Raw genomic sequence first — 15,255 nt, forward strand, 5'->3', positions numbered from 1 at the left:
GCCTCGTCCCGGAATCGAACCAGGGACACGCGGATTTTCAATCCGCTGCTCTACCAACTGAGCTAACGAGGCGATGGGTAAGTGAGACCACTTAACACCGCAGCTGTTTCCAGCTTAAAAATGGTGCCTCGTTGCGGAGTCGAATCAGGGATACGCGCTGATCTTCAAAATCAGTCAATCCGCTGCTCTACCAACTGAGCTAACGAGGCGATGGAGTAAGTGAAACCACTTAACACCGCAGCTGTTTCCAGCTTAAAAATGGTGCCTCGTTGCGGAGTCGAATCAGGGATATGCGCTGATCTTCAAAACCAGTCAATCCGCTGCTCTACTAACTGAGCTAACGAGGCAAGTTGTCGCGAAACATATATTTAGCAACAACTTTGACTAACCGAACTGAATCAGTCAATCGAAAGATGGTGCCTCGTCCCGGAATCGAACCAGGGACACGCGGATTTTCAATCCGCTGCTCTACCAACTGAGCTAACGAGGCGACGGGGCGCTATTAAACGGCTTTGTGTTGCGGCAGTCAAACAATTTTAGTGGCATCAGATCTGTTTGATGAAAAAAACCTCGTTTGGGATTTTGTTGTGTCGTTTTTGCAGCCTTTCGGAGTACGAACTGTTGCGCCATCAAGATCTGCCCTGCTGCGAACTCCGATTCTGAGAAAACCATCACAAGACTAGGGTTATTCTGTAGGCATAATTATGGCTCGGAGCGATCAGTGGCTTCGACTGGGTACTTTTACGGTGCTCATCATCCCCAAATGGATTAGGCGATCGTAGTGAAACACTTGCAGCTAACCAATTATCTTATCTTGGATAATCAACAGCTTTGCTTAGTTGACCAGCGCACGGGCAACCAGGTGGGGCTCTCTTTTGCGGAATCTGCGGTACTGCACCATTTGGTGGTCAGTCAGCATGACATCTGCACCAAGGATGAGCTGTTAGCGGTAGGGTGGCCAGAACGAGTGGTGGCACCGTCGTCATTGATCCAGTGCATCAGCACCCTACGTAAGAAGCTCGAAGCCTACCCCGAATTCAATTTGAAGACCGTTGCCCGCCGCGGTTACCAGTTAGTGATCGCCGAGGATAGTGCGCCGCTGCCAATTGCCGAGACCGAATGCGATGAGCCGCTGCTGGCAAACCACGCCATGGCGCGAGTGTGGCAGCGGGCTCGGCGTGGGTTGCTGTTCAGTGTTGTGCTGGTGTCGGCACTGGCATTGGTGATGGTGGTGGTTGTCCCGCGCATTCATGCCAGTAACAGCGTCAAAGATTGGCTGTGGTTAGAGTCTGGTGACTTAGCCATTGGCAACGGCATCGGTCAAGTTGATGTATTGGCCTCGCCTGCGGGCAACGGTGCTCAACTGCTGCGCTGGCAACGCCACTTCAGTGGCAATAGCAGCGCCCATCCGCTGCTCAGTGATTATCGGGCGTTTGCGCTTACCGATGGTCAAACCGATTCCATCGCTATCTGCCCAGATTACGGCAATGGTTGTCCCGGCAAGGACATCGTCAACATCAGTTTCCCCGCCACCGAAAAGATAAACATGGATCTGCCGCTGTTCTTTGAGCTGGCCAAGATCATGGAGCAGCGGATCCGCTACAACCGCATCGAATTGCCGGTTATTCCCTACAGCCAGGGCGAACTAACCGAGCACATGTACAGCGCCGATCTGTACTTCCCCCGCAACGATAAGCTGTTGGTGCGGGTCGATCACAATATTTCGGTGGTCTATAAAGACGACAGCCAAGGGCTGTTTTTTGCCTCCTTCTGCGTGACCGATCAAGACTGCAAAACATCGCCAATTAAGTACGACTTTGAAGGGGAGTTTGTGCGCTTTGATGCCAACATCGGTGAGCAACATGTGGATGTGTTTAAGGTGATAACCAGCAGCCGCAATTTGCATAAGCCGGAAGTGGTTACCCCCGCGGCCTTGCCTTTTTATCGCGAATTACGGCGCCAAAGTTTGTCCGATGATGCGCTCTATTTTTACCGCTTTTACCAAGATGAGCATTCGGCGGCGTGGGTGATCCCGTTTTACGGCCACACCATGGCGTGGATGAAGCAATCGACCATGTCGATGTAATGCCACGGCAAAAACAAAGGCGACCAACCGGTCGCCTTTTTGTGGGGAATGTACTGAAGCTAGTGCTGATCCTCGGTGGAGGAAGCAACGCCAATGTGGGTGTACTTGTCGATCAGTTGCGCCATATAGGGCGCCACTTGTGGGTCTTGCCAGTCCAGATAACCACGGGCAAAGCCAACTAAGTTGCCATTACTGTCGAGTACATAGGTGGCGGGCACCACGTTCACCGGCATCACGCCATTCATGGCGTGGCCTCGATCAAACAGCGAATCGATGTGTTGCAGCTGATAGTTGGCCAACACTTGGTAAACCTCGTCGCTGGACAGATCATCTATCGACACCGGCACAACCTTGACCGGTTTATCACTGAACTGTTGTTCCAATTGCCGCAGCGCCGGTATCTCCTTGATGCAGGGGCCGCACCAGCTGGCCCAGATGTTGATTAACACCAGCTTACCCTGGTGCTGATCCATGGAAACCGGCTGGCCTTGGCGGTCGTTAAAGATCAGCTCTGGCGGGGTGCGGGCATTACTGAACTCGACAAACTTGGTCATGATCATCGGCTTATCAATCAGTTCACCGGTGGGGTAAGCCTTAGCCAAATTGGATGCCTGAGCCAGCATCGGCAGGGCACACGCCACGGCTAAGGAAAGGATAACAGGGCGCAACTTCATGGTGGACTCCGGATTAATGGCGAGGGCGATGGGGCGATTTGGTTGAGCCGAATGTTGAACGTAAGGTTGGCCGCAGCAGCATCAATAGGATAAGCCCAACCAGAACCAGCGGCAGGATCCACAGCGGCGCAGTGGTTGCAGCAAATGCCGGTTGATAGTGGATCTGCGGGCCATAACGCAGCACCAAGCGGTCGATGATCTGCTGTTTGCTCTTGCCTTGCTGTAACTGCGCCGCAATTTGCCCTTTCAGCTCATAAGCGATGGGCGCTTCCGACTCCAATAGATTTAAATTAACCGAGGCTGGGCAGCGCAGTTCGGCGGCAATGGCGTTAACCGCGTCATTCAATTCCGCGCCGGTTGGTGCTGAGTGGGCCGATCCAGCATCGAGCTTTTCCGGTGCAGGTTGCGGCTCTGCCGCGACTTGGGGGGCCGCCAACAACAGCAGCGTTAACAGTAATGTTTTCAACATAAAGAAGATCCTTGCATGGATTGCTCAGATTGTGTCGATTGCTTGCGGGCACGGCGCCACGCCAGCCCACCGCCAATGGCGCCAATCACCCCGCCAAACCACAGCAGCCGCACCCACGGCTTGTAGCTGATCCGCACCAGATATTCGCTGTCGCTGAGCGCCGGCCCCATCGACAAATACAGATCAGACAGCGGTGAGTGATGCACCCCAGCGATGGTCATTTCACTTAAATCATCTATGTAAGTGCGCCGCTGTGGATAGAGGTAGCCAAGGGTTTCTTGCTGGTTGTTTTCGATGCGAATGGTGGCCTGCATCGCTTGATAGCTGCGCTGTTGCAGCCGATCGGTTTGCTGATAGATGGCGGTAAAGCCCGCCACCACTTTGCCGTTGCCTGGCCCCATCTTGACCATCGCCGCTTGTTCAAAATTGGACAGCACCGTAGCCCCAAGAATAAAGATGGCAATGCCGCTGTGGGTCACCAAGGCCGGCAATTTTAAGCTCAATCTGGCGCGCTTAGCGTGAGCAATCGTGGCGATAAACAAGCTGCTGCCAAGCCAGAAGGCAGCGGCGAACCCCTGCCACATCCACAGCGGTTCGCTGCTGGGTTGGCAGAGGTTGATCATCCAGGCCGCGCTGGCCACAACCGCCGCCAGCATCAGTTTGGCTTTGCGGTTCCAGTAGGCGCGAGACAAGTTTATCCAGCCCAACAGCGCCGCACACAGGCTAACAATGGGAATGAACACACTATTAAAGTAGGGCGCACCAACAGAGATCGCCCCTAAACCTAAAACATTGAAGATAAAGGGGTAACAGGTGCCAAGCAGCACCGATATGGCGGCAGTATTAAGCAACAGGGCGGCAATCATCAGCAGCCAATGGCTGCTGCCGCTGGGCAATGCGCGGCTGCGTTGCAACCGTGGTGCCTGAATCGCGAACACAATCAGCGCAGGGACAATGGCGCTTAACAGTAGCAACAAAATGCCGATGCCGCGATTGGGATCGGCGGCAAACGCATGCACCGATTGGATCACCCCAGAACGCACCAAGAAGGTGCCGATAAGGCAAACACTGAAGCCCGCGAGCGATAACAGTAAGCAGGTGAGGATCTGCGCGTTACGTTGTCGATTTAAGTACAAGGTGTGCAGCAAGGCGCTGCTAATAAGCCACGGAATAAACGAAGCGTTTTCCACCGGATCCCAAAACCACCAGCCGCCCCAGCCCAGCTCGTTGTACGCCCACCACGCGCCAAACAAATTGCCCAAGGTTAAAAAGCACCAAGCGCTTAGGTTCCAGCTGCGAAACCAGTCAACGTGTTGCTGCAACTGACCACGGCTAAGCAGCACGGTAATGGCACCAGCGAACAGCACCGTGAGCGACACATAGCCCAGAAACACCATCGGCGGGTGCAGGATCAGGCCAATGTCTTGCAGCATTGGGTTGAGATCCCGTCCTTCGATGGGGATCTGGGGCAGCAAGCGCAGATAGGGGTTCGAGGTAAGCAGCACAAACAGTAAGAAGCCAAAACTCAACAGCGCCAAGATGTGGCTGCTGCGGCAGTCAAAATGGCTTGGCTGCTGGCGCTTGCCTGCCACCATGGCGGTAACGCCGATCAGCCCCAATGTCCAAAATAGGATTGAGCCTTCATGGCCCCCCCACAGCGCCGCAACCTTAAAGTACCAAGCCAGATGGGTATTGGAATGGTGCGCCACATACGCCACCGAGAAATCGTTGCTTATAAAGGCATACACCAAGGTGGCGCAGGCCAACAGCGCGCCGCAGGCCATCAAATTGGCGAGCGCTGGCGTGAGCCGAGCAACATAGGCTTCCGTGGCTCGCCCCCAGCAAAGGCTGAAACTGGCGAGCACGAGCGCCAGTGCGGCGGTAACAATCAGTAAGAAGTGACCGATCTCAGGAATCACAGCGGGCCCCTTATTCTATTAGGGATGCAGCATTTAGGCGAAACCCAGTTGTTTCGATTGGAATCACGCTTAGGAATAAATGGCTGCAGCGACATCGAGGAACTCATTACGACAACAGTCAATGCAATGGCTTGAGTGCAACCACTTTAGCACTGAATAAATGCCCGCTTGATGGTGAGTGAGTAAAACTGTGATCAATAAAATAAGTTGGCGACAATTACTCAAATAAACCATAAACCGAGATGATTTTATTTGAAATTATGTTTTTTTATGGTTTCAGATTGTGGCTTTTATCTTTTTTTATCTGATTAGTTCAATCAAAAACACTCTTAAATAATAAAGCTGCATTCCTTTATCTTTGTCTAAGTGATTGTATTTGTTTGGAAATTGCCTTTTCCTTCTAAATGTGTCACTGCTGACAATAAACTGAAGTGGGTTCGTGTCTGCGCTCACGAATTTAGCGGTATTTTTCTGGCCTTATTAGTTTCAGATTCCTGGCTAAAGCAGATTTAAAATTGGCAATAGCCAGTTTGCAAATGGTGGTTGCCAAGCCGGGAACTAAATACCTTTTGTAGGAGATGATGATGAAAGGCTGGAAAATAAAGGCTTCGTTAGGCGCCATGCTCTGTATTGGGGCAGCCACTGCCCAAGCGTCCGATGCAGCGCAAAGCGACCAAGGCTATAAACAGTCACCTCAAGCTCGGATGATATTGGCTAACCCCGATGGAACCGAGGAAGAGAAGGGCGTTAAGTCGTTACACGACTATATCGTGCAAGAAAAAGAGTTGTGGGATTTCTTGTTTGAGAACCACCCGGTGTTCAAAACTTACGCGCCGGAAGGACGAATGGTGGGCAAGCCCCATATCTCTGATCGTGGCGAAGAGTACCTGCATACCGGTAATTCTGAAGATTACAGCGAAAAGACCGGACGGCCGACTGCGGCTCAGTACCGCTTGGGAGCTAAGTCGATTCTGGATTACCCCAACAAGTTTATTGGCCCGGAGAAATGCGGCGAATGCCACGGGGTTCAGTTTGAAAAGTGGAAACGCTCCCGTCACGCTAAAACCGTTCGCTTCCCAGAGGAAGTGGTGGAAGCCGGTGGCGATCTGAAAAAGGGCATGTATGGCACCGATGTGCCGCTGCTGCCGTCGGGGATCACCCAGGATTACATCTATGCCTTGATTGGCACGCCGCGAACCAAATACGGCTACATCGATCCGTTCTTAGTGCGTGGTTCCTACAGTGTGCGTGATGGCTTGCTTAAAGACGGCACCGGCACCCTGCACGCGGGCAGCAACCAGTTCTCGGTAAACTGGCTGACCTTCTTAACCCCAGAAAAAGCCCGTGAAATTAAAGAAGTGATCCCAGATTTCCCGGCCACCATGGCGGAGTTTGGTGATTCTGGTTCGAACGTATGGGGGGTCAACTCCTACGGTGCTAAGCAAGATAAGGTGTTCTTGTTCCAGCCGGCGTCGTCTTACTGCGAGGTGTGCCACACCTTCAAGTTCGACTTCAAAAACAAGCAAGAATTCTTCGACGCCTTGGGCAAGCCAGAGGAGCTGCGTAAGCACACCATCTCCAAGGGCATCGCTTGTGAAGAGTGTCACGGTGCCGGTGCCCACCTTGACGGTGGTGTAGGGGGCGGCATGCCGTCCAACTGTGAACGTTGTCACCAGCGTTTCAACTACGTGGCAGAGATGGCTGAAGGCCCGAATGCCAAGCCAGAAGATGCCTTTACCGTGAAGATGAAGGGCGCTTGTCCATCCTGTGGTACCGAGGGTGGCCAGATGTTCAATTCGGCGCACTACGACAAAGGCATGCGCTGTTCTACTTGTCACGATCCCCACGAAGTGACGGATGGCAGCTACCTGTCTGGCGTCACCAAAACCAAGCTGAAGAAAGAGTGTGCCGACTGCCACGAAGTGCAGGCGGAGTTCCACAACTCATCCAAGCCCCACAGCGATAACGACTGTACTTCTTGTCACATGCCCAACATGGGCAGCTGTGAAAAGTTCACCGCCATTCAGTTCCCTGATGAAGCTGGCTTCGACAACGTTCGTGCCTCTCACATCTGGAACATCAATGTCAGTGCCACCAAGAAGACGTTGAATCCGCCAGAAGGCAAACCGCGCTCCTCCAAAACCAAAGGCTGGACCGTGGCGCAGGATGAAGATGGCTACTCCTACCTGGATCTGATGTGGACCTGTGCCCGTACCTCGGCGCTGGATCTGACCGTGGTGAACGGCAAAGGCTGTCACAGCCAGTTCCAATCGGAATTGGATGAAGGGCTGCACTTTGAAGACCAGCAAGAGATCTACGGCGAAGTGGTGGAGTGGCAAGAGCCGGTTAAGGAGACACACGCCAAGGTCATCAAGCAGTTAGAACGCATTGATGAGCTGATGAACGTGACCCGCCTGTCGGTATCTGACCAAGCCAAAGTGCTGATGATGGTGGATAAAGCTCGCGATTCCGTCGCCAAGATTGCTAAGGACGGTTCTTGGGGCGTGCACGGCCCAAGCCTATCCAAACGCTTGATGAACGACGCTTGGATCTACGTCCAAGAAGCGCAGTCCATCATGGATGACGCTGGTTACAACAACTAACCCGAACGGCCCCCAGCAGCGTTGCTGGGGGCAAGTTAAGGAGCGGACAATGCAACGATTCATTACTGCGCTGAGTGTGGCACTGCTTTGGTTTGCGCCCTTAGCGCTGGCCGGTGGGGCTGACGAGATCCGCCCAGCTGATGAATACCGGCTGGAACTGAACTACATCAGCATGCAGGAGGCCGAGCGGCTGGTTGGCAACAACGATGTTTATTTTTTTGACGTGAATACCTTGGAGCTTTGGGCGGAAGGATTTATCCCCGGAGCGGTTCATTTTTTTACTGAAGATTGGAAATCACTGCTGCCACAAGACAAAGACGCAGCGCTGATTTTTTACTGCGCTAACCGCCTGTGTAACGCCAGCGAAATCGCCGCCTATTCGGTGATGCAACTGGGTTACACCAACGTGCGGCAGATGCCCGATGGCATCTATGGCTGGCGCATGTCTGGCCGTGTGGTCGAAAAGCCTTAATTAACATTCCTGTGCAGTGAGCTAACGAGAACACAAATTATGAAGCTAATTATCAAACCCCTAGTTGTATCGCTCGCGCTGACTGGCGGCTGCAGCGCCGCCGTAATGGCACAAACGTCCGATCTGCAACAAGAGTCCTACGCCATTGGCGCTTCCATGGGCAAGTACGTAGTAGGGCAGATGGCCAGCCAGCAAGAGTTTGGCCTGAGCTTTGAATCCGAGCCGCTGATCGCCGGCTTTGCCGACGCCATCAATGGGCTGGAAAAGATGGATAAAGACGCGCTGGTGGGGTTGCTGAACGACCGCGCCCAACTGTTGAACCAGCGCCAGCAAGAACGCGAAGCGGCGCTGCGCAAACAGCTGAGCCAAGAGTCCCGCGATTACCTTGCCAACAACAGCGAAAAAGCTGGGGTAACCGTGACCGAGTCTGGGCTGCAGTATGAAGTGCTGGTGGCCGGCGATGGCGTTAAACCCGCTCGCGAAGACGCAGTAACGGTGCATTACAAGGGCAGCTTTATTAACGGCAACGTGTTCCAAGACACCCACCAAGCGGGCGAGCCACAAAAGGTGGCGCTGATTAATACCATCGCCGGTTGGGAAGAGGGGCTGCAACTGATGCCCGTGGGCTCCACCTACCGTTTCACCATTCCCGCCGCGCTGGGCTATGGCGACGAGGGCATGGGGGCGATCCCAGGGGGCGCAGCCGTGGTGTTTGATATCGAATTGCTGGACACCAAAAAGCCCGGCCAAGCCCATCAAGGGGTGGACATGAGCAAAGGCATGGGCGGCATGGGCATGGGGGGGATGAAGATGAACATGGGCATGATGTCGTCGCCAACCCTGCAGCACAGCCAACCCAAGGGCTAACCCCGAAGTGGCCATAGGCGGTTGCAGATGATGAATAGCTTAACGGTGGCGTTGATTTTGATTGGACTGGTGCTGGTCGCCGTGGTAGCGCGTTGCCACCAACAGGCGCGATTAGCGCTGGTGGCCGAGGCGAACAAGCCAACCGCAGCGTTGCCGTCTTGGTGGCTGCCGACAATGCTGCTGGTGCTGCTCGCTTTACCCACGTTGCTGTATGGCCAGCTCGGCCGCTATGGCGACTGGCACCGCGGCGTAGCTGACGTGCACACCGACTATTTGCTGCAAGCGGCCATCAATAAAAGCCGCTTAGAAGTAACCGAGCAGCCACAAAATCAGCAGGTGCTGTTGCAGCTGGCTAAAGATCACGCCGCTGGCGGCCAATACGATGACGCGCTCAAGGTGCTGCAGCAGCTGCGCTCGCAGCACGGTGAAACGGCGCCGTGGTTGGGGTTAACCGCCAAATATCGGTACTACCGCGACGGGCGGGTTCTGGGCAACGAAGCCAAGCAGGCATTGGCCGCGGCACTGCAATTGGATAGCAGCGACGTGACCACCTTGGAATTCATGGCCACCTACGCCTACCGCCAACAAGACTATAAAACGGCAATCGAACACTGGCAGCAGCTGCTTGATAGCGGCAATGGCGGCGCTTATCGGCGCACGATTGAGGGCGCTATCACTCGGGCTCAGGCCAAGTTAGACAGGACGCAATGACAGCCCTAACGGCTGAATTGGCTTGTGACAATAACAATAGAGATGGTGGAGGGTGATGTGAAACACATCAATTTACCGAGACGGGATCTGCTGAAAGGCATCGGTGCTGGCTCGTTGGCACTGGCTACGGCGGGGTGTGGATCAACCGATCCAAGCGCAACCAAAGCCGGCCCCAAGTACGTCATGGTGTTCGATCAAACCAAGTGCGTTGGTTGCGGCCGCTGTGAAGACGCCTGTAATCAGGCCAATGATCTGCCGGCCGGGATCGCACGACTGACGTTAGAGCGGCAAAGTGATCGGGTTGAAGGCGCGGTTTGCAAAAAATGCGGCAAAACGGATTGCCATTGCGACCGCAAATACGTGCGGGTGTCGTGCCAGCAGTGCGACAACGCCCCGTGCATCATGGTGTGCCCCACGGGCGCGGCCAATCGCGATCCGAACACCGGCATCGTCACCATGGATGGCGATAAGTGCGCCGGCTGCAAGTACTGCATTGCCGCTTGCCCTTACAACGTGCGCTACATCAACAGCGACACCGATGTGGCCGACAACTGCGATTTTTGCCTCAACAGCAAACTGGCCAAAGGCGAGCTACCGGCCTGCGTGTCTCAGTGCAAATTTAAGGCGTTGGTGTTTGGCGATGCCAACGATCCAGATTCCTACGTCAGCAAGCTGTTGCAGGTTAAGAATACCAGTCGGGTTAAGCCACACCTTGGCACCGATCCGAACCTTTATTACATCACCATCACTAAGCCTGAGGTGTGATCATTATGAACGGAATCGATTTTTCTACCGGCCTGAGCGACGGCATCGCTTGGCCTTGGCCCATTGCGGTGTATCTGTTCTTTGCTGGGATCTCCGGGGGGGCCTTAGCGGTGGCGCTGTTGCTGCGGCTGTTTAAGCAGCAAAGCGGCAACACGCCGCTGTTGAAAGCCGCCACGGTGGTGGCCTTTGTCACCATCTGTTTGGGGATGCTGTGCTTGGTGTTGGATCTAACCAACCCGCTGTTCTTCTGGCGAATACTGGTTTACTACAACCTGAATTCAGTGATGTCGCTGGGGGTGATCGTGCTGCTGATTTACATCCCATTGACGGCGCTGTTGTTGGCGTTGGCACTGCAGGAAGCGTTAACGGCGAACAGCAAATTAGCGTTTATGGCGCCCTGGCTTGAGTGGTTAAGTGCTTGGCGGCTGCCCCTTGAAAAGCTGTCGTTGGTGCTGGCGGTTGCGGTTTGTGCTTACACCGGCTTTCTGATCTCGGCGTTAATCAGCTTCCCGATCATCAATACCTCGTTGCTGCCAGCGCTGTTTATTGTCTCTGGCCTATCGGCGGGAACGGCGATGGCGAAAATGGTGGCGGTGATGTGGTTTAAAGAGCCGCTGCACAGCAGCGATCTAAAACTACTGCACGGGGCGGAATGGCCACTGATGGCGGTGGAAGCGATGTTCCTGTTTATGCTGTTTAGCGGGCTGATCTTCGGCGATGCCAGCAGTCAGGCGGCCACCCAAGCCTTCGTTCAAGGCAGTTGGTCTGGCTTGTTCTGGTTTGGGGTGGTTGGCTTGGGCTTTGCGCTACCGCTGTTGGCTAACTTTGCCTTTGGGCAACGCTTTGCCCACTCCAATAAAGCCTTCTACTTAACCGGCGCCAGTGTGGTTTGCGGCATGATGTGCCTGCGTTTGTTTCTGCTGTACGCCGGCCAGATCTACAGCTTCTGATTTTGCCCTTACGGGGGGGATCATTTGCCCCTCTGTTTTTTTTGAGAATCGTTATGCGTATTTTTTCTTTGCTGTTTCTCGCCCTGATGTTGACGGGTTGCGGCCAAACCGGAGCCGAGCCAAACTCTGCGGCTGCCACCGTTACCGTGGTAGACGCCATCGACGATCAGCGTCGTTGCCATCAATGTGGCATGGCCATCACCCGTTATCCCGGCCCCAAAGGCGTTGTGCAACTGCAGGGGCAGCCCGCGCAGCTGGCGTTTTGCTCTAGCGGCGATATGTTCCAATTTCTGCTGCAACCACAGAACCAGCGCCAAGTGGCGCAGGCTTGGGTGCATGATCTGGCCATAACCGACTGGGATAAACCGGCAGACTCGGCCTTTATCCACGCCAAGGACGCTTGGTATGTCACCAGCTCGTCTCGCCACGGCGCGATGGGGCCAACGCTGGCCAGCTTTAGCTCTGAGCAAGCAGCAACAGAGTTTGCCAGCGCCTATGGCGGGGTGGTGTTGCCCTATGCCCAGCTGACACTGAACAACCTTGGCACCCTAGCTCATAAAGGCCACGGTCACGGCCAGAGCCACGGCAACTAAGGCCGAGTGCTGATGGCCAGTCGTGGCGGCATTTGTTCTGGGGGTTGGCCTCGGTCTCGGTCTTGGCCTTGGCCTTGCTGCGGTTTGTTGCTGTTGCTGCTGTCCGCCAGTGGCTGGGCACAGCAGCACTTGGTGGCCACCACCGCACAGCTGCAACGGGCGCTCAGCCAAGCCAGTGCCCAGGATGAAGTGGTGCTGGCGGCAGGGGTGTACCACACCCAGGTGCAGATCGATAAGCCGCTGATTGTCTCGGGCAGCGCCGCGGCGATCATCGATGCGGGCGGCCGTGGCAGCGCTTTGGTGCTGGGCAGCAATGACATCACCATTCGCGGCCTGTCTATTCGTAACTGGGGCGCGGATCTGTATCAGCACGATGCGGCCATTCGCGGCCGCGATATCGCCAATATTCAGCTGCTGGATAATCAGCTTAGCGGCCCCGGCTTTGGGATCCGCTTCGATAACGCATCAAACGTTGATATTCGCGGCAATCAGATCACCGGTGCCTTGCAAGGGGCACTGTTGCAGCGTGGCGACACCATCTACCTAAAAAATGTCAGTGCCACTCGCATTACCGCCAACACCTTGGTAGGCGGTCGTGATGGGGTGTATCTGGAGTCCAGCGACAATGTGGTGATTACCGATAACCGCATGAGCCAGCAGCAATATCCGGTGCACTTTATGTACGCCAAGGATTCAAGTGCCAGCGGTAACGACAGCCAACAAGTGCTTGGTGGCTACGCCATTATGGGCTCTAAGCGCATTGATGTGATTGGCAATCGGCTGCGCGATGCCATCGAATTTGGCTTGCTGCTTAACATGAGCACCGACTCGCGCTTGCTGCACAACGATGTGGCGCGAGTAACCAACCCCCGTGCCGATCACGTGTTTGATGGCGAAGGCAAAGGGGTATTTATCTATGGCGCGCAGAACAACACCATTAGCGGAAACCGTTTGCAACAGTGCCAAATTGGCATCTCCATGGCGATGGGGGGCGAGGGCAACCGCATTGATGGCAATCAGTTTGTTCACAATGGCACCCAAGTGAAGTACGTCGGCACTGCAGTGCTTGATTGGAGCCATGATGGCGTCGGCAACTACTGGAGCAGCTATTCAGGCTGGGATCTCAACGGTGATGGCATTGGCGATCAAAGCTATCGCCCCAACGATGCCCTTGATCGGCTGTTCTGGATCTACCCCGAAGGGCGCTTTTTGATGAACAGCCCAGTGATCACCGTGCTGCGTTGGCTGCAACGGCAATTCCAACAGGAACAGGGCAGCGGGATCCACGATTCTCATCCGCTAATGACGCCACCAATCACGGCGCAAATGAAGACGCAGAGGCAAGTGTCGCTGACGTCGCAGCTGGAGTAATAACCATGGCAGACAGTGCAGTGTCGGTAACTGGCGCAGTAAAGCGCTTTGCTGGAGTCGAGGCGCTGAGTGGCGTCAGTATGGCGCTACAATCGGGGCAACTGTTGGGGCTGCTGGGCCATAACGGTGCCGGTAAAACCACCCTACTTAAATTGATCTTGGGGTTAAGCCAGCCCGATGCGGGCAGGGTGCGGGTACAGGGGCAAGATCCGGTGCTGGCGCGCAATCGCCAGCGCTTGTCGATTGGCTATCTGCCGGAGCAAGTTAGCCTGTATGGCAACCTCAGTGGCCGTGAACTGCTTACCTTCTTTGCCCGTTTACGCGGGATCACCAGCCAGCGCGTGGACGACGTATTAGCGCAGATCCAGCTGACCGAGGTGCAAAGCCGCAAAGTAGCCACTTACTCCAAAGGGATGCGGCAACGGCTGGGGTTGGCACAGGCGATCTTAGCCAAGCCGCAGGTGCTGATCTTGGATGAGCCCACAGTCGGGTTAGATCCCGCCGCGTCAGCGATGTTGTATCAGCAAGTGGATGCGCTGCGGCAGCAGGGTTGCGCGGTGATCATCTGCACCCACGAACTCAACTTAATCGACCACTACCTAGATCAAGTGCTCATTCTTGCTCGCGGCCACACGGCGGCGCAGGGCAGCATGGCGCAGCTGCGGCAGCAACATAGTTTGCCGACACGGGTAGAGGCAACCGCCGCAGCAGAGCTGGCCGCCAGCGACAGCCAGCTCGCGCCGTTTTATGATCCCAAGGTGCAGGCGTTTATGGTGGCGGACGAGCTGCGAACACCATTGTTACAGCGGCTAACCCAATACCACGGTGTTTACGATTTCAATGTGGTGCCGCCGTCGCTGGCGCAGATCTATCACCACTGCCAGCGCCAAGCACTTGCGGCAGAGGTGGCCTGATGCCCAATCCGATGTTGATCATTGCCCAAAAAGAGTTTGCCGATGGCTGGCGCCAGCGCTGGTTGCTGTGTGCCGCGGTTATTTTTGCCTTGCTGTCGTTGGCGGTGACGTTTTTTGGCTCGGCGGTAAACGGCCAGCTGGTGGTGCCTGAACTCGCCCCGGCCATCTCGGCACTGGCCACCTTAGCCGCCTTTGTTATTCCGTTGATTGCACTGCTGCTTGGCCACGACAGCGTGGTGGGCGAGCAAGAGGGCGGCACCTTGTTGCTGTTGCTGTCCTACCCCATTAGCCGCAACCAGCTGTTGTTGGGTAAGTTTGTTGGCCAAGGGGCAATACTCGCGACCACCTGCGTGCTGGGTTTTGGCACCACGGCGCTGATGATGATGCTGTTCAGTGCGGTAGCGTGGCCGCTGCTGATTGCCGCGTTTGCGCTGTTTATTGTTAGCGCCACGCTGCTGTCGTGGCTGTTCTTGCTATTCAGTTACCTGATCAGTCTGTCGGTAAGCAGTAAGGGACGGGCGCTGGCGGCAGGGTTGCTGCTGTGGTTCCTGTTGGTGCTGCTGTACGATTTAGCGTTGTTGGCGATGATCGTCGCCGGTGGCGAGGCGCTGTGGTTAAAAGTGTTGATCCTAGCCAATCCGGTCGATCTGTTTCGGCTAACCAACCTGCTGTACGTTGGCCACGATTCGATGGTGGGGGTGTTGAATATTGTCACCACCTCGAGCGTTAGCGTAATGATGCTGCTGGCGGGGTTGCTGCTGTGGTTGGCATTGGCGCTGCTGGCCAATCTGGTTCGGTTTCAGCGCTGGGTGATTTGATTAACGCGGTAATCAATTCGCCGGATAACGCCCAACAAAAAGA

The 15,255-nt window shown here is 55.1% G+C and carries 14 protein-coding genes and 3 tRNA genes; 11 read left to right on the forward strand and 6 right to left on the reverse strand.

Going from position 1 to position 15,255, the window contains the following annotated elements:
• The 3 genes from Q0796_RS15570 to Q0796_RS15580 all read right to left on the reverse strand — a co-directional run bounded on the left by Q0796_RS15570 (nt 1) and on the right by Q0796_RS15580 (nt 490).
• A tRNA-Phe gene (locus Q0796_RS15570) sits at nt 1-72 on the reverse strand.
• A 187-nt stretch (nt 73-259) separates the two neighbouring features.
• Nucleotides 260-347, reverse strand: a tRNA-OTHER gene (locus Q0796_RS15575).
• A 67-nt stretch (nt 348-414) separates the two neighbouring features.
• A tRNA-Phe gene (locus tag Q0796_RS15580) sits at nt 415-490 on the reverse strand.
• A 291-nt stretch (nt 491-781) separates the two neighbouring features.
• Between Q0796_RS15580 and Q0796_RS15585 the strand changes: the two genes are divergently transcribed.
• Nucleotides 782-2,086, forward strand: coding sequence for a winged helix-turn-helix domain-containing protein (locus Q0796_RS15585; RefSeq protein WP_298444819.1), 1,305 nt, complete (start codon nt 782-784; stop codon nt 2,084-2,086).
• A 59-nt stretch (nt 2,087-2,145) separates the two neighbouring features.
• On the opposite strand, the gene Q0796_RS15590 is transcribed toward Q0796_RS15585, so the two are convergent.
• Genes Q0796_RS15590 through nrfE form a run of 3 tightly spaced genes read right to left on the reverse strand, consistent with a single transcriptional unit; the run spans nt 2,146 to nt 5,148 of the window.
• A complete protein-coding gene (locus Q0796_RS15590) occupies nt 2,146-2,760 on the reverse strand; it encodes a TlpA disulfide reductase family protein (protein WP_298444820.1) in 615 nt (204 codons plus the stop codon).
• Between the two features lie 13 nt (nt 2,761-2,773).
• A complete protein-coding gene (locus Q0796_RS15595) occupies nt 2,774-3,229 on the reverse strand; it encodes a cytochrome c-type biogenesis protein CcmH (RefSeq protein WP_298444822.1) in 456 nt (151 codons plus the stop codon).
• Complete coding sequence (gene nrfE, locus Q0796_RS15600; protein WP_298444824.1) at nt 3,223-5,148, reverse strand: heme lyase NrfEFG subunit NrfE; 1,926 nt, start codon at nt 5,146-5,148, stop codon at nt 3,223-3,225. The genes Q0796_RS15595 and nrfE overlap by 7 nt, the downstream gene beginning before the upstream one ends.
• A 584-nt stretch (nt 5,149-5,732) precedes the next feature.
• On the opposite strand from nrfE, the gene Q0796_RS15605 reads away from it, so the two are divergent.
• The 10 genes from Q0796_RS15605 (at nt 5,733) to Q0796_RS15650 (ending at nt 15,212) form a co-directional block, all read left to right on the forward strand.
• The gene (locus Q0796_RS15605; RefSeq protein ID WP_298444825.1) at nt 5,733-7,751 is read left to right on the forward strand and encodes a cytochrome c3 family protein; all 2,019 of its coding nucleotides are present in this window, start codon (nt 5,733-5,735) and stop codon (nt 7,749-7,751) included.
• Between the two features lie 49 nt (nt 7,752-7,800).
• A complete protein-coding gene (locus tag Q0796_RS15610; protein WP_298444826.1) occupies nt 7,801-8,223 on the forward strand; it encodes a rhodanese-like domain-containing protein in 423 nt (140 codons plus the stop codon).
• 39 nt (nt 8,224-8,262) lie between these two features.
• On the forward strand, nt 8,263-9,090 hold the full coding sequence (locus tag Q0796_RS15615; protein WP_298444827.1) for an FKBP-type peptidyl-prolyl cis-trans isomerase: 828 nt from the start codon (nt 8,263-8,265) through the stop codon (nt 9,088-9,090).
• 27 nt (nt 9,091-9,117) lie between these two features.
• Nucleotides 9,118-9,801, forward strand: coding sequence for a tetratricopeptide repeat protein (locus Q0796_RS15620; protein ID WP_298444828.1), 684 nt, complete (start codon nt 9,118-9,120; stop codon nt 9,799-9,801).
• Between the two features lie 42 nt (nt 9,802-9,843).
• A complete protein-coding gene (locus Q0796_RS15625) occupies nt 9,844-10,566 on the forward strand; it encodes a 4Fe-4S dicluster domain-containing protein (protein WP_298444898.1) in 723 nt (240 codons plus the stop codon).
• Nucleotides 10,567-10,571: 5 nt separating this feature from the next.
• Nucleotides 10,572-11,516 carry an NrfD/PsrC family molybdoenzyme membrane anchor subunit gene (gene nrfD / locus Q0796_RS15630; protein ID WP_298444830.1) on the forward strand — a complete coding sequence of 315 codons (945 nt, stop codon included), beginning with the start codon at nt 10,572-10,574 and terminating at the stop codon, nt 11,514-11,516.
• A 53-nt stretch (nt 11,517-11,569) separates the two neighbouring features.
• Entirely contained in the window at nt 11,570-12,109 is a 540-nt protein-coding gene (locus Q0796_RS15635) for a nitrous oxide reductase accessory protein NosL (RefSeq protein ID WP_298444832.1), read from the forward strand.
• Nucleotides 12,110-12,196: 87 nt separating this feature from the next.
• A complete protein-coding gene (nosD, locus tag Q0796_RS15640) occupies nt 12,197-13,480 on the forward strand; it encodes a nitrous oxide reductase family maturation protein NosD (RefSeq protein WP_298444834.1) in 1,284 nt (427 codons plus the stop codon).
• A 5-nt stretch (nt 13,481-13,485) separates the two neighbouring features.
• On the forward strand, nt 13,486-14,394 hold the full coding sequence (gene ccmA / locus Q0796_RS15645; protein ID WP_298444836.1) for a heme ABC exporter ATP-binding protein CcmA: 909 nt from the start codon (nt 13,486-13,488) through the stop codon (nt 14,392-14,394).
• Entirely contained in the window at nt 14,394-15,212 is an 819-nt protein-coding gene (locus tag Q0796_RS15650) for an ABC transporter permease subunit (RefSeq protein ID WP_298444838.1), read from the forward strand. The genes ccmA and Q0796_RS15650 overlap by 1 nt, the downstream gene beginning before the upstream one ends.
• Nucleotides 15,213-15,255: the final 43 nt, after the last annotated feature.

Source organism: uncultured Ferrimonas sp. (assembly GCF_947489035.1).
Classification (GTDB): Bacteria; Pseudomonadota; Gammaproteobacteria; order Enterobacterales; family Shewanellaceae; genus Ferrimonas.